Raw genomic sequence first — 13,937 nt, forward strand, 5'->3', positions numbered from 1 at the left:
TTTGGTTTTGCGGAGGGTTTAAAGTAGAAAGGGCCATACTAAGTATGGCCCTAACTGGGTATCTAGCTCTTAGCGACGAAGACCTAGACGACCGATCAACTCAACGTAGCGAGTAGCATCTTTCTTCTTAAGGTAGTCCAGCAGCTTACGACGCTGGTTAACCATACGAATTAGACCACGACGTGAGTGGTGATCCTGCTTGTTCGCTTTGAAGTGACCCTGAAGGCCTTCAATGTTTGCAGTTAGAAGGGCAACTTGAACTTCTGGTGAACCAGTATCGTTCTGACCACGACCGTACGCTGCAACGATTTCAGCTTTCTTTTCAACAGACAATGCCATTGTTTTATCTCCTATTAGCAATATGCACACAGCCTAGGCTGCGGGTTAAGTCGCGCAACACCGAGCATATTTTCAGTGAAGCGTCATACCCTTGAGGGTAAATCAGTTTTCAGAGGTATCGAGTAGTCGACGAGCGCGTAATCGCCCCTCATCATCCACTTCAGCCATACCTAAGAATCGCTCTTCAGCAAAGAGTCTGACGAGGCCGCGCTCTGAGAATAACTCCCCTAAACGTTGCCCCTGCAGAAGACGATTTGCTAAATCTGCGGGTAATTCGATTGAAGGCAATGACTCCACTGCACTCCAGGGCGGCAATAATAGCGCATCTAAACGCATTTGTATGCACTCTAACGACTGATCTGACTCACGATGTTGTGCAATCTCATTCAACTGTTCGAGTGTCAGCATTGCGCTTCGATCGTAGGTAGCCACGGCAAGCCGTCGCAACATACTGACATGCGCACCACAGCCAAGTGCCAGACCTAGGTCTTCGACGATGGAGCGAATATAGGTGCCTTTAGAACAGTGCACCTCAAGATCAATCTCATCAGCACGCAGATCCAGCAGTTTGATCTCGTAAATGCATACCTGACGCGGCTTAACTTCGACCTTTTCACCTTTGCGCGCCAGCTTGTAAAGCGGCTGGCCATTGTGCTTTAAGGCCGAGAACATCGATGGAACCTGTTCGATTTCGCCAGAGAATTTGGCTTGAATCAGATCGTTTAACGCGTCTCGATCTAACTCAGGAACAGGCTTAGTTTCGATCACTTCGCCATCAGCATCACTGCTGTCAGTGCGAACCCCTAGCTTTGCCGTTGTGATATAGCGCTTATCAGAATCGAGAAGAAACTGTGAAAACTTAGTCGCTTCACCCAAACAGATGGGCAACATACCGGTAGCTAGAGGGTCTAGTGCGCCTGTGTGACCCGCTTTCGCTGCGTCATACAGACGTTTTACCTTCTGCAGGGCAGCATTCGAGCTGATGCCCTGAGGCTTATCAAGCAAAAAGACGCCGTCAATGCGGCGTCCTTTTTTACGTCGAGCCATGTTAGCCCTCGTTATCTTCGAGACGGCGAGCCTTCTCGATCAAGCTCGTTAGGTGACGACCGCGATGAATGCTCTCGTCATAATGGAAACGTAACGCCGGCATGACTCGCAGTGAGATGCCTTTTGCCAGTTCAGCACGAAGGAAACCTGCAGCCTGCTTAAGCACCTCTAGACTCTGCTTGGTCGCTTCCGCCTCATCCTGTTCACCCAGTGGGAGAACGGTAATGTAGACATCCGCATAGCCTAAGTCTTTCGCTACTTTGACGTGGTTAATCGTCACCATTCCAATGCGTGGATCTTTAATCTCACGCTGAATAAGGGTCGCCAAATCACGCTGGATCTGGTCCCCTACTCGGTCTGTGCGTTTAAAATCGCGAGCCATACAACCTCTTAGATGGTACGTTGAACTTCAACTGTGTCGTAAACCTCAATCTGGTCGCCGACTTTAACATCGTTGTAGTTCTTCACGCCGATACCACACTCCATGTTCTGACGAACTTCGTTGACGTTGTCTTTAAAGCGACGCAGTGACTCAAGCTCACCTTCGTAGATAACGACGTTATCACGTAGGACACGGATGCGTTTATTACGGAAGATTGTACCTTCGATAACCATACAACCGGCAACCGCACCGATCTTAGGCGCACGGAAGACATCACGAACTTCAGCAATACCAACAATCTCCTCTTTGAACTCAGGAGAGAGTAGACCACTCATCGCCTGTTTCACGTCATCGATGATGTCGTAGATAACACTGTAGTAGCGAAGCTCCATCTCTTCACGCTCAACAATCGCACGCGCCTGAGCGTCTGCACGAACGTTAAAGCCGATTAGGATCGCTGAGGAGGCCAACGCAAGGTTAGCATCGGTTTCACCGATACCACCAACACCGCCAGAGACGATGTTCACTTTTACTTCATCGGTAGAGAGATCTTCTAGTGAGCTAGTCAGCGCCTCTAGAGAGCCTCGAACGTCGGTCTTAAGGACGATGTTAAGCGACTTAACTTCACCCGCTTCCATGTTCGAGAATAGGTTCTCAAGTTTCGCCTGTTGCTGACGCTGCAGTTTAACTTCACGGTATTTACCCTGACGGAATAGAGCGATTTCACGCGCTTTCTTCTCGGTGGATACTACGGTGAAGTCTTCACCTGCATCTGGCGTTCCGTCTAGACCTTGAATCTCAACAGGAATCGCAGGACCACCCGCTTCTAGCGGCTTGCCGTTTTCGTCAAGCATCGCACGTACACGGCCGTAGTGAAGGCCAGCTAGTACGATATCACCGCGCTTAAGGGTACCGTTTTGAACCAGTAGCGTAGCAACCGGACCACGACCTTTATCTAGACGTGATTCAACGACAACACCTGTACCTGGCGCATCTGGAACTGCTTCAAGCTCAAGAATTTCTGATTGAAGAAGGATCGCTTCAAGCAGCTCATCAATGCCCTGACCTGTTTTAGCAGAGACTGGACAGAACTGAACATCGCCGCCCCAATCTTCAGGAATAACATCACGTTGAGCCAGCTCGTTCTTAACTCGATCTGGATCCGCTTCCTCTTTATCGATCTTGTTGACCGCAACAACAAGAGGAACACCAGCCGCTTTAGCGTGCTGAACCGCCTCTTCAGTCTGTGGCATCACACCATCATCTGCGGCAACTACTAGAACAACGATATCCGTCAAAGAGGCACCACGGGCACGCATAGCGGTGAACGCGGCGTGTCCAGGAGTATCTAGGAAGGTCACCATGCCGTTGTCAGTCTCAACGTGGTAAGCACCGATGTGCTGGGTAATACCGCCAGACTCGCCAGAAGCTACACGTGTTGAACGGATGTAATCGAGCAGGGATGTTTTACCGTGGTCAACGTGACCCATAACGGTAACGACCGGAGCACGTGTCACAGACTCACCGCTGTGAGCGGCTACCGACTCCATCAACTCATCTTCGATCGCGTTCTCTACCATAGGCACCGCTTTGTGGCCCATCTCTTCTACCACAAGGATCGCAGTATCTTGGTCGATTGGCTGGTTGATGGTTGCCATCGCACCCATCTTGAACATCACCTTGATCACTTCAGCCGCTTTGATCGACATCTTCTTAGCCAGATCAGCAACCGTGATGCTCTCTGGAATAGAGACTTCATGAACAATCGCAGTCGTCGGCTCTTTAAAGCCGTGCTGGTTATCGCCTTGACGCATTGGCTTACCACGACCTGGCTTACCGCCTTTACCCGGACGAGCGTTCAGCGTGCCATTACCACGACCTTTCGACTTACGACGATCGTCGTTATCACGCTGGTTGTTACGGCGCTCATCGCGCTGCTTGTTCTTGTTGCGAGGATTTTCAGTTTTAGGTTCCGCAGCTGGTTTCTTCTCAACCGGCGTTTCAACCACTGGCTCAGGCTTAGGCTCTTCAGCTTTAACCGGTTCAGCGGCCTCTTTAACTTCTGCTTTTGGCGCTTCCACTTTAGGCTCTGCAGCCGTTTCAACCGCCACCTCTGGTGCCGCTTCAACGACCGGTGCTTCAACCTGTGGTTCAGGCGCTGCCACTGGAGTCTCTTCCACTGCTGGAGCTTCTGGAGCCTGTTCAATCTCTGTACGTTTCACGTAGGTACGCTTTTTACGCACTTCAACGTTAACGGTTTTACGACTGCCGGCACCGCCCACTTTCAGCGTAGAGGTTGTCTTACGCTTAAGCGTGATCTTCTTCGGTGCGCCAACGTCATCGGCATCTTCGCCGTGACTGCGTTTCAAATGGGCTAATAGCTGCTGACGCTCTATCTCTGTGACAGTTGAATCGTTGGATTTACCTTCGACTCCCGCTTCCTGCATCTGTGTTAACAAACGCTCAACGGATACACCAACCACATCGGCAAGCTGTTTAATCGTTACTTCTGCCATAAATGGGTTCTCCTTTTCCGTTGTCTAATTACTGCTGATCTTCTGCAAACCAAGGTGCACGCGCTGTCATAATCAACTCACCTGCGCGCTCTTCGGTCATGCCTTCAATGTCTAGCAGCTCTTCAATAGACTGTTCTGCAAGATCTTCCATGGTAACCACACCACGGCTTGCTAATGTGTACGCTAGGGTACGTTCCATACCTTCCATAGTTAGGAGGTCTTCTGCTGGCTCTACATCGCCAAGTTGCTCTTCACCTGCAATTGCAAGGTTAAGCAGTGCATCTTTTGCGCGTTCACGAAGGGCGTCAACGATCTCCTCGTCAAACTCTTCGATCTCAAGCATTTCGTTAGCCGGTACGTAGGCAACTTCCTCAAGCGTGGTGAAGCCCTCAGCAACTAGGATCTCAGCAAGGTCGCTGTCGACATCAAGGTGCTTGATGAACAGATCCACTGTTTTACCCACTTCAGACTCGTGTTTAGACGCCGCTTCCGCTTCGCTCATCACGTTCAGTTCCCAACCAGTCAACTCTGCTGCTAGACGAACGTTCTGACCGGCACGACCGATCGCCATAGCCAAAGCATCTTCATCAACCGCGACGTCCATTGAGTGAGTCTCTTCGTCCATAACGATCGAAGCGACTTCAGCAGGCGCCATTGCATTGATCACAAGCTGCGCAGGGTTGTCGTCCCAAAGGATGATATCGACACGCTCACCACCCAACTCATCAGAGACGGCTTGAACACGCGCACCGCGCATACCAACACAGGCACCTACAGGATCTAGACGACGATCCTGAGTCTTAACAGCGATCTTAGAGCGAGCACCTGGATCACGAGCCGCTGCACGGATCTCAATCATCTGCTCGGCGATCTCTGGCACTTCGATAGAGAAGAGTTCGATCAACATCTCGTTTGAAGTACGGCTAAGGATAAGCTGTGGGCCGCGACCTTCAGAACGAACTTCTTGAAGCACCGCGCGAACACGCTCACCCATACGGAAGATTTCACGAGGTAGTAGGTTTTCACGTGGCAGAAGTGCTTCTGCGTTGTTACCCAGATCAACAATCACATTGTCGCGAGTCACTTTCTTAACAGTACCCGCGATCAATTCGCCCTGGCGATCACGGTAAAGATCAACTACTTTAGCGCGCTCAGCCTCACGGACTTTTTGTACGATAACTTGCTTCGCTGTTTGAGCTGCGATACGACCGAATGCAACCGACTCAACCTGCTCTTCGTGGTAATCACCAGGCTGCAGATTAGTGTCGATCTCTTCTGCCTCTTGCATGGTCAACTCGGTACCCAGTGCAGGAACCGCTTCGTTATCCACAACCAACCAACGGCGGAAGGTGTCATAATCGCCCGTTGCACGGTCGATAACCACTCGGATATCAGCTTCTTCGTCGTAGCGCTTCTTAGTGGCTGTTGCCAGCGCGACTTCAATCGCCTCAAAGATGACCGCTTTCGGGACATCTTTTTCGTTAGAGACGGCTTCAGCAACCAGTAGAATCTCTTTATTCATATCAGTTCTTCGCTCCTAATAGTCAAAGCGGATTAAAATTGCGGCACCACATTGGCCCGATCGATCAGGTCATGCGGTAATAAATATTCGTGATCATCAACGACCAAAAGCACATCTTCGCCTTCGATGCCGTTAAGAATCCCTTTAAACTTGCGACGCCCCTCAAACGGCGAGCGCAGACGCAGTTGAATCGTATGGCCAGCATACGCAGCGAATTGCTCTAGAGTGTAAAGGGGACGATCCATCCCTGGGGATGAGACTTCAAGGGTGTAGTTCTCTGAGATGGGGTCTTCTACATCCATCACAGCACTCACCTGCTGGCTAACGCGCGCACAGTCATCGACCGACACTCCGTTAGGGCCATCTATATAGATACGCAACAGGCTATTTTTACCTGACGCGTTGTACTCCAGCCCCCAAAGCTCCAAATCTAAGCCCTGCACAACTGGATCAATCAACTCTTGTAACAGCTTTAATTTTGCTGACACTGTTCACCTATAAATTTCAAAAACAAAAAATGGGTCATATAGACCCATTTTTGACTTATCTACCACCATGTACGGAAGGCAGATATCACTGTCTTCTGTTTGGACGCGGCCATCAAATAGCTACGAAAAAGCCCCATAAAGGGGCTTACCAAACAAGGATGTAACATCCTAAAAGTGGTAGTAAAAACCCGTCAAAACTAGTCTTCAGGATTTTCACAAATACCCAACGTAAAGTTGGTAGCGGGGGCCAGATTTGAACTGATGACCTTCAGCGGCTGCGCCGAATGAAGAGCTGAGTCCGACCGTCGGGCCTCTTGCTAGTATTACCAACCTAAGTATTGGTAGCGGGGGCCAGATTTGAACTGACGACCTTCGGGTTATGAGCCCGACGAGCTACCAGGCTGCTCCACCCCGCATCAAAAACAGGTAAATTTTACGCTTCACCCACTGCGTTTACAACTTGGTGCCCAGAGCCGGACTCGAACCGGCACGTCCTAAGACACTACCCCCTCAAGATAGCGTGTCTACCAATTCCACCACCTGGGCTAAACTTTTAGTTGTCTCCTGCTGTTGGAATCTCTGATTCCGACACAACAGGCAGTTCCGTTGTTGACGCTTGCTCAACCTGGGCAGCCGCTTCAATCGTTGCAGCATCAGGGATACCTGCATCACCAACAGACGCGGCTTTCTCTTTCGCGAACACAGCCAAAACGAAGCTGGTTACAAAGATACCCGCAGCAAGAATGGCTGTAACGCGACCTAGGAAGCTACCGCTACCCTGGCTACCGAAAACAGTTTGAGAGGCACCACCACCAAATGACGCACCCGCTTCTGCACCCTTACCCTGCTGAATAAGAATCAGGCCGATAACCGCTGCTGCAAGCAATACGTGAATGATAAGAACGATGGTTTCCATTCTAGCTTTAAACCTTAATTACGCACCGAAAACAGGGGTGCCATTTAAAAGAGGCGCAAATCTTACCCGAGCACCCGTCAAGATACAAGCGCCTGCAGCTCTTTTTCAACCTGCCCCGCCAGTGTCTCACAGACCTGATCCACCTCATCAAGATCGGAGCCTTCAACCATAACACGGACCACAGGCTCAGTCCCGGAGGGACGTAGCAATACGCGACCACGATCAGCCAAACGCGCCTCGGCTGCTGCAACATGCTCTGCCACGGCTGGCGAAGATGCGATATCTACCTTCTTAGCCAAGCGCACGTTGATCATCTTCTGCGGTAGTTTTTGCATACCGTGCTTCAGCTGATTAATCGTTTTGCCTGACTGCGCGACCGCTTTAAGCACCTGAACAGCGGCAATGGTCGCATCACCCGTCGGTAGAATATTACGACAGACAATGTGACCTGACCCTTCGCCACCCAAATTCCAGTCGTGCTCTGCGAGCTGCTCTAATACATAGCGATCGCCCACTTTAGCTCGCACGAAGGGAATATCCATTTTTGCCAGCGCTTGCTCTAAACCAAGATTAGTCATCAGCGTACCAACGACACCGCCCTGCAACTCACCGCTCTGCTGTAACGCCTGGGCAATGATGAAGAGGATCTCATCGCCATCGACGATCTCTCCCTTATGGTCAACAAGAATCAATCGATCGGCATCACCATCTAATGCAATACCCAGGTCTGCCTCTGCTTCGAGCACTTTAGCTTGAAGTGCTGCAGGCGCCGTCGCACCACACTGCTCGTTAATATTTAGGCCGTCTGGATCGGTACCAATCTCGATGACTGAAGCGCCTAGCTCAGCAAAGACCTTAGGCGCAATGTGATAACCAGCGCCGTTGGCACAATCAACGACAACCTTAAGGCCCGCTAAATTCAAACAACCCGCGGCAGTCGATTTACAGAACTCTATGTATCGCCCAGCGGCATCATTGACTCGACGAACCTTGCCTAATTCGGCTGAGCTAACCGTAGTCATAGCCAGATCAAGCTGGGCTTCAATGCGCTCTTCGACATCATCTGGCAGCTTAGTGCCCGCCGAGCTGAAGAACTTAATACCATTGTCGTCATAGGGGTTGTGCGATGCACTGATCACAATACCGGCATCAGCGCGGAAGGTACGAGTTAGGTAAGCGATCGCTGGCGTTGGCATAGGGCCTAGCAATAACACATCAACACCGGCGGCAGACAGGCCTGCCTCAAGCGCCGACTCAAACATATAACCGGAGATTCGAGTATCTTTGCCAATCAGGACTTTACTACGTCCTTCACGGGCAAACACACGACCCACAGCCCAACCGAGCTTCAACACAAAATCTGGGGTGATAGGAAAGGTTCCTACCTGTCCACGAATACCATCTGTACCAAAATAACGACGACCCAATTTAGATCCCTTCCTTTAAAACGGCTTCCGTCATACGAACCATATCGACGGTTGCTAAAACATCATGCACACGAATAATTTTTGCACCGCGCTCAACCGCGAGCGCAACGGTTGCAAGACTACCAAAGAGTCGCTGGTCAGCCTCACGATTAAGCACCTGGCCCACCATGGTTTTTCTAGAGGTGCCCGATAACACTGGCACGCCTAAGTCCAATAATTTATCCAAGCGATTGAGTAACTGTAAATTATGTTGCAAGGTTTTGCCAAACCCAAAACCGGGATCTACGATCAATCGCTGTTTCGCAATCCCTGCAGCCACACATCGACTCAACTGCTGATCGAGAAAATCCATCACCTCAGAGACCACATCGGCATACTCTGGCTGTCGCTGCATTGTCGCAGGGCTGCCCTGCATATGCATCAGACAGATTGGCAGATCCGTTTTCGCAGCAGCTTCTAGCGCGGCTTCACGCCCAAGCGCTCTAACATCATTAATGAGACCAGCCCCTAGCTTAGCCGATTCTGAAATCAATTTAGCAGAGCTGGTATCGATAGAGACCACCACATCGATCTCGGCATTGATTCGTTCCAGAACCGGCAATACACGATCCATCTCCTCCTGCTCACTGACTTCAGCGGCACCAGGGCGAGTCGATTCACCGCCGATATCAACAATCGTCGCGCCGTCGTTAACCATCTGCTGGGCATGCTGGAGCGCTTTATCAATCGAGAGCGCAGAGTGTTGATAGAGGTGACCGCCATCCGAAAAGGAGTCAGGCGTCACGTTAAGAATACCCATTACCTGCGTTTTAGAGAGATCGAGTACTCGACCGGCACACTGTAGCTGCGTCACATTTCTACCTTTATTCATACACTCTGCAAACAACGAAAAAGCCCTCACGAGTGAGGGCTTTTGTGAATCACGATATTACTGTTTGGGCTCGTCTTTTTGATCATCTTGAGGATCGCCCCAACCTGACTGACCCTCATTAGAGTGAGACGCCTGATCATCCTGATCTACCTCTGGCACATCAGACTCAGCCTCAGAACTGTTAGCCGCCTCTTCCTCTTTGACTGCATCAACACGCTCTTGAGAGTCGTTCCAACCCTCTGGCGGAGTCACCTCTTGACGCGCCATCAACTGATCAATTTGATCGCTGCTGATCGTCTCGTAGGTCATCAACGCTTCACACATTGAGTCAAGGATATCACGGTTATCCGTCAGAATTTGGTAAGCCTTCTGGTAGCACTCATCGATGATTTTGCGAACTTCGGCATCGATCTTGTTCTGAGTTTCACCCGACATCGGTTTAGATGGCTGCCCCATGCCGCGACCAAATGGATCATCATCTTCATCACCGTAGAGCAGTGGACCCAACTCATCGGTCAGACCCCAACGCGTCACCATGTTGCGCGCAAGCTGAGTCGCACGCTGAATATCGTTTGAGGCACCGGTTGTTACACCCTCTTTACCCAGTGTCATCTCTTCCGCAATTCGGCCACCGTAAAGCGAACAGATTTGCGAGATAATGCCCTGACGACTGAACGAGTAGCGATCCTCTTCAGGAAGGAACATCGTGACACCCAACGCACGACCACGCGGGATGATAGACACTTTGTAGACAGGATCATGCTCAGGCATCAGACGACCGACAATCGCGTGACCTGCCTCGTGGAATGCCGTATTCAGACGCTCTTTGTAAGACATGACCATAGAGCGGCGCTCAGCACCCATCATGATCTTATCTTTCGCTTTCTCGAACTGCTCCATACCGACAGTGCGACGGCTATCGCGTGCGGCAAACAGGGCTGCTTCGTTAACCAGGTTAGCCAAATCAGCACCCGAGAAGCCCGGCGTACCACGCGCAATCAACTCAGGCTTAACATCATCACCCAGCGGAACTTTGCGCATGTGGACTTTAAGAATTTTTTCACGACCTTGAATATCAGGCAGACCAACGTGCACCTGACGGTCAAAACGACCTGGACGTAGCAGAGCAGGGTCAAGCACATCGGGACGGTTGGTTGCCGCGATCACGATGATACCCTCAGTGCCTTCGAAACCATCCATCTCGACAAGAAGCTGGTTCAACGTCTGCTCACGCTCGTCATTACCACCGCCAAGGCCGACACCACGTGAACGACCAACCGCATCAATCTCATCTATGAAGATAATACAAGGCGCATGTTTCTTAGCTTGATCAAACATGTCACGCACACGTGAAGCACCGACACCGACAAACATCTCAACGAAGTCAGAACCCGAAATACTGAAGAAAGGCACCTTAGCTTCGCCAGCAATCGCTTTGGCAAGCAGCGTTTTACCGGTACCAGGGTTACCCGCCATTAGGACACCACGAGGGATATGGCCACCTAAACGCTGGAATTTACCTGGATCGCGAAGGTAGTCGACCAACTCTGCAACTTCCTCTTTGGCCTCTTCAACACCAGCGACATCTTCGAAGGTTGTTTTAATCTGATCTTCACTCATCATGCGCGCTTTCGATTTACCGAAAGACATAGGACCACCTTTACCGCCGGCACCGCCCTGCATTTGGCGCATAAAGAACATGAAGATGGCAATGATGATAAGAATCGGGAAGGTCGCGACTAGCAGCTGCTGCCATAGGCTCTGCTGCTCAGGCATTTTGCCTTCAACGACGACATTGTGCTCTAGAAGGTCATCAATCAGCTTGGGATCCGAGATCGCTGGGCGAACCGTTTCAAAGCGATCGCCATTCTGACGCACACCTTCGATGGTAAAACCATCAACCGTCACACGCTCAATTCGGCCTGATTGAACCTCTGCCACAAAGTCAGAGTAGCTCAAGCGGCCGCTCTCGGTTTCGGCGCTAAAATTATTAAAGATGGTTAGCAGTACGGCTGCAATCACTAACCATAGCACCAAATTTCTTGCCATATCGTTCAACTTCTTACCCTCTATAAACTAAAACGAAAGCTCTATATAAAAGCTATACGTCTTTAAAACCTTTTCCGAGCAGATAGACCTCACGCGAACGCGCACGAGACGAATCTGGCTTTCGGGTGACCACCGATTTAAAGTTACTGCGCAGTTCTGCCAGGTAGGGATCAAACCCTTCACCCTGAAATACTTTCACCAAAAAGTTGCCGTTCGGTTTCAGTATCTGACGCGCCATATCCAACGCCAACTCCACCAAGTACATCGCAGCTGGCTGATCGGAAGATGCATTACCACTCATATTGGGGGCCATATCTGAAATTACAAGGTCTACTGGCTCATCTCCTATCGCAGAGAGGATCTCCTCGAAGACGGAATCTTCCGTAAAGTCGCCCTGAACGAATGTAACACCGCCCAGCGGAGCCATCTCAAGAATGTCCGAAGCCACTACACGGCCGGAGTCACCAACAATTTCGGCCGCCACTTGAGACCAACCACCTGGCGCAGCGCCCAGATCGACAACCGTCATTCCGGGCTTTAGAAGATGATCCTTATCATTCACCTCCATCAACTTGTAGCAGGCGCGTGAACGGTACCCATCATCTTTAGAACGCTTTACGTATTGATCGTCAAAATGCTCTTTTAACCAACGACCACTGCTTTTAGATCTTGCCAAGGGATGTTCCTAGAAAGCATCACTCTATGATGCATGCAACAAAGGGGTTAAAATGAAGAAATTGTAACGCCCACCAAATTTAAGGCACTAATTCTAATATGAGCTTAACAACTGATCAAAAAAAGCGTCTTCGCACGCGTGCACACACTCTAAACCCAATCGTTATGGTTGGCGGCAACGGACTGACTGAAAACGTTCAGTTAGAAGTCGACCGAGCATTGGAAGATCACGAACTGATCAAAGTAAAGTTCGCCGTTGGCGATCGTGACCTAAAGCGCGAACTGATCAAAGAGCTAGTCGCTGTCGTTGAAGCGGAACTGGTGCAAGAGATCGGTAACGTAGCCGTGCTATTCAGAGCATCGGATGAACCAAATCCAAAACTCTCCAATCTAATGCGTTAACCATTTGTTAATTTATTGATATTACAGGCCTTACAGCTTAATTAAATGTAACCAACCCCCTATTCAAAAATGTGAATAAGGGGTTGTTGAATATCCATTTAAAAAATAGTGTTAAGCAACGAGACGCTTTAATAGAAGAAAACCAACTACTAATATCTAGATCCAATTCAACGAGTTTAATGATTCTTGAGCTAGTATTAACAAGTTAGTCGATGTCTTGTTTAAAACCCCAAGGAGAAAAATAATGATCAAACGTATTATCGCTCAGACTGCCGGTGTTGCAGTTCTTGGCGCTGCTATTGCAGCTTCTGCACAGGCCGCTGAATTTAACCTAAAGATGCACCACTTCCTTCCTGCGAAGGCACCTGCACACGCTAAGTTCTTCCAGCCATGGGCTGATTCTATTGAAGAAGCGTCTGAAGGCCGTATCAAGATCAAGATTTACGGTTCAATGTCTCTGGGTGGTAAACCACCTCAGCTAGTTGACCAAGTTCAAGACGGTTTCGTTGACATCATCTGGACGCTTCCTGGTTACACTCCAGGCCGTTTCCCAGCGATCTCTGCATTTGAAAACCCATTCATGGTAACGGATGCATACGAAACGTCGCAGGCACTTCAGGCTTACTACGAAGCTAACCCAGAAGTTCAGAAAGAGTTTGCTGATATGCACCCTCTAGCATTCTGGACGCATGACCGTGGCGTTGTTTACTCTAAAGGTGACGCAATCGACTCTGTTGCTGACTTCGCTGGCAAAAAGATTCGTAACCCAAGCCGTCCAGTTGCTGCTGCTCTAGATGCTCTAGGCGCTACTCCAGTCGGTATGCCTGTACCAGAGATGCCACAGGCACTGGCCAAAAACGTGATCGACGGCACAGTGATTCCATTTGAAATCGTACCTGCTCTCAAACTTCATGAGCTTGTCGACAACGCGGTTGAAGTTCAAACAGAAGATGGCCGTGGTCTATACACCGCAGTATTCCTTTTGGGCATGAACAAAGCTAAGTACGAATCAATGCCTGCTGATCTTCAACAGATCATGGATGACCACGCTGGCATGTACTTCGCCAAGCTAGGCGGTGAGTTCTTCAAAAACGCTGAAAACTACGGTCGTAAGCTGATTGACGAGAACGCAACTCGCTCACAGATGCCAGCTGCAGAAGTGAAGAAAATGCAGGAAGTAACCGCTAACGTACCTGTTGAGTGGGTTAAAGAGATGGACGGCCTAGGTCTACCAGGTCAGAAGCTTCTTGACTCTGCTAACGCTATGCTTGAGAAATACAGCAAATAAACAAAAGGTGTTCAA

13 protein-coding genes and 2 tRNA genes are annotated in these 13,937 nt (G+C 50.0%); 2 read left to right on the forward strand and 13 right to left on the reverse strand.

The features are described 5' to 3' along the window. Positions 1 to 69 precede the first annotated feature (69 nt). The 13 genes from rpsO to rlmE form a co-directional block, all read right to left on the reverse strand. Positions 70 to 339 (reverse strand): 30S ribosomal protein S15, encoded by a 270-nt coding sequence (gene rpsO / locus XMD579_RS02655; RefSeq protein WP_173480245.1) that lies wholly within the window; start codon positions 337 to 339, stop codon positions 70 to 72. Between the two features lie 102 nt (positions 340 to 441). After that, the gene (truB, locus tag XMD579_RS02660; RefSeq protein ID WP_173480244.1) at positions 442 to 1,386 is read right to left on the reverse strand and encodes a tRNA pseudouridine(55) synthase TruB; all 945 of its coding nucleotides are present in this window, start codon (positions 1,384 to 1,386) and stop codon (positions 442 to 444) included. A 1-nt stretch (position 1,387) separates the two neighbouring features. Continuing rightward, entirely contained in the window at positions 1,388 to 1,768 is a 381-nt protein-coding gene (gene rbfA, locus XMD579_RS02665) for a 30S ribosome-binding factor RbfA (protein ID WP_173480243.1), read from the reverse strand. A gap of 8 nt (positions 1,769 to 1,776) precedes the next feature. After that, complete coding sequence (gene infB / locus XMD579_RS02670; RefSeq protein ID WP_173480242.1) at positions 1,777 to 4,284, reverse strand: translation initiation factor IF-2; 2,508 nt, start codon at positions 4,282 to 4,284, stop codon at positions 1,777 to 1,779. Between the two features lie 28 nt (positions 4,285 to 4,312). Next, positions 4,313 to 5,806, reverse strand: coding sequence for a transcription termination factor NusA (gene nusA, locus XMD579_RS02675; RefSeq protein WP_173480241.1), 1,494 nt, complete (start codon positions 5,804 to 5,806; stop codon positions 4,313 to 4,315). A gap of 32 nt (positions 5,807 to 5,838) precedes the next feature. Continuing rightward, entirely contained in the window at positions 5,839 to 6,294 is a 456-nt protein-coding gene (gene rimP / locus XMD579_RS02680; RefSeq protein ID WP_173480240.1) for a ribosome maturation factor RimP, read from the reverse strand. A 339-nt stretch (positions 6,295 to 6,633) separates the two neighbouring features. After that, positions 6,634 to 6,710: transfer RNA gene (locus XMD579_RS02685), tRNA-Met, on the reverse strand. A 45-nt stretch (positions 6,711 to 6,755) separates the two neighbouring features. Further along, a tRNA-Leu gene (locus XMD579_RS02690) sits at positions 6,756 to 6,840 on the reverse strand. A gap of 7 nt (positions 6,841 to 6,847) precedes the next feature. Further along, positions 6,848 to 7,210: a preprotein translocase subunit SecG gene (gene secG / locus XMD579_RS02695; protein WP_173480239.1), complete on the reverse strand. Its 363-nt coding sequence runs from the start codon at positions 7,208 to 7,210 to the stop codon at positions 6,848 to 6,850. 77 nt (positions 7,211 to 7,287) lie between these two features. Then, on the reverse strand, positions 7,288 to 8,637 hold the full coding sequence (gene glmM / locus XMD579_RS02700) for a phosphoglucosamine mutase (protein WP_173482973.1): 1,350 nt from the start codon (positions 8,635 to 8,637) through the stop codon (positions 7,288 to 7,290). A gap of 1 nt (position 8,638) precedes the next feature. Beyond that, on the reverse strand, positions 8,639 to 9,508 hold the full coding sequence (gene folP / locus XMD579_RS02705) for a dihydropteroate synthase (protein WP_173494991.1): 870 nt from the start codon (positions 9,506 to 9,508) through the stop codon (positions 8,639 to 8,641). Positions 9,509 to 9,565: 57 nt separating this feature from the next. Beyond that, positions 9,566 to 11,557, reverse strand: a complete 1,992-nt coding sequence (gene ftsH, locus XMD579_RS02710) for an ATP-dependent zinc metalloprotease FtsH (RefSeq protein WP_173480236.1) — start codon at positions 11,555 to 11,557, stop codon at positions 9,566 to 9,568. Positions 11,558 to 11,609: 52 nt separating this feature from the next. Continuing rightward, on the reverse strand, positions 11,610 to 12,233 hold the full coding sequence (gene rlmE, locus XMD579_RS02715; RefSeq protein ID WP_173498470.1) for a 23S rRNA (uridine(2552)-2'-O)-methyltransferase RlmE: 624 nt from the start codon (positions 12,231 to 12,233) through the stop codon (positions 11,610 to 11,612). Between the two features lie 98 nt (positions 12,234 to 12,331). Between rlmE and yhbY the strand changes: the two genes are divergently transcribed. Beyond that, positions 12,332 to 12,634, forward strand: coding sequence for a ribosome assembly RNA-binding protein YhbY (gene yhbY / locus XMD579_RS02720; protein WP_173480234.1), 303 nt, complete (start codon positions 12,332 to 12,334; stop codon positions 12,632 to 12,634). A gap of 244 nt (positions 12,635 to 12,878) precedes the next feature. After that, positions 12,879 to 13,922 carry a TRAP transporter substrate-binding protein gene (locus XMD579_RS02725; RefSeq protein WP_217361972.1) on the forward strand — a complete coding sequence of 348 codons (1,044 nt, stop codon included), beginning with the start codon at positions 12,879 to 12,881 and terminating at the stop codon, positions 13,920 to 13,922. Positions 13,923 to 13,937: the final 15 nt, after the last annotated feature.

The organism is Marinobacterium sp. xm-d-579 (assembly GCF_013282935.1).
GTDB lineage: Bacteria > Pseudomonadota > Gammaproteobacteria > Pseudomonadales > Balneatricaceae > Marinobacterium_E.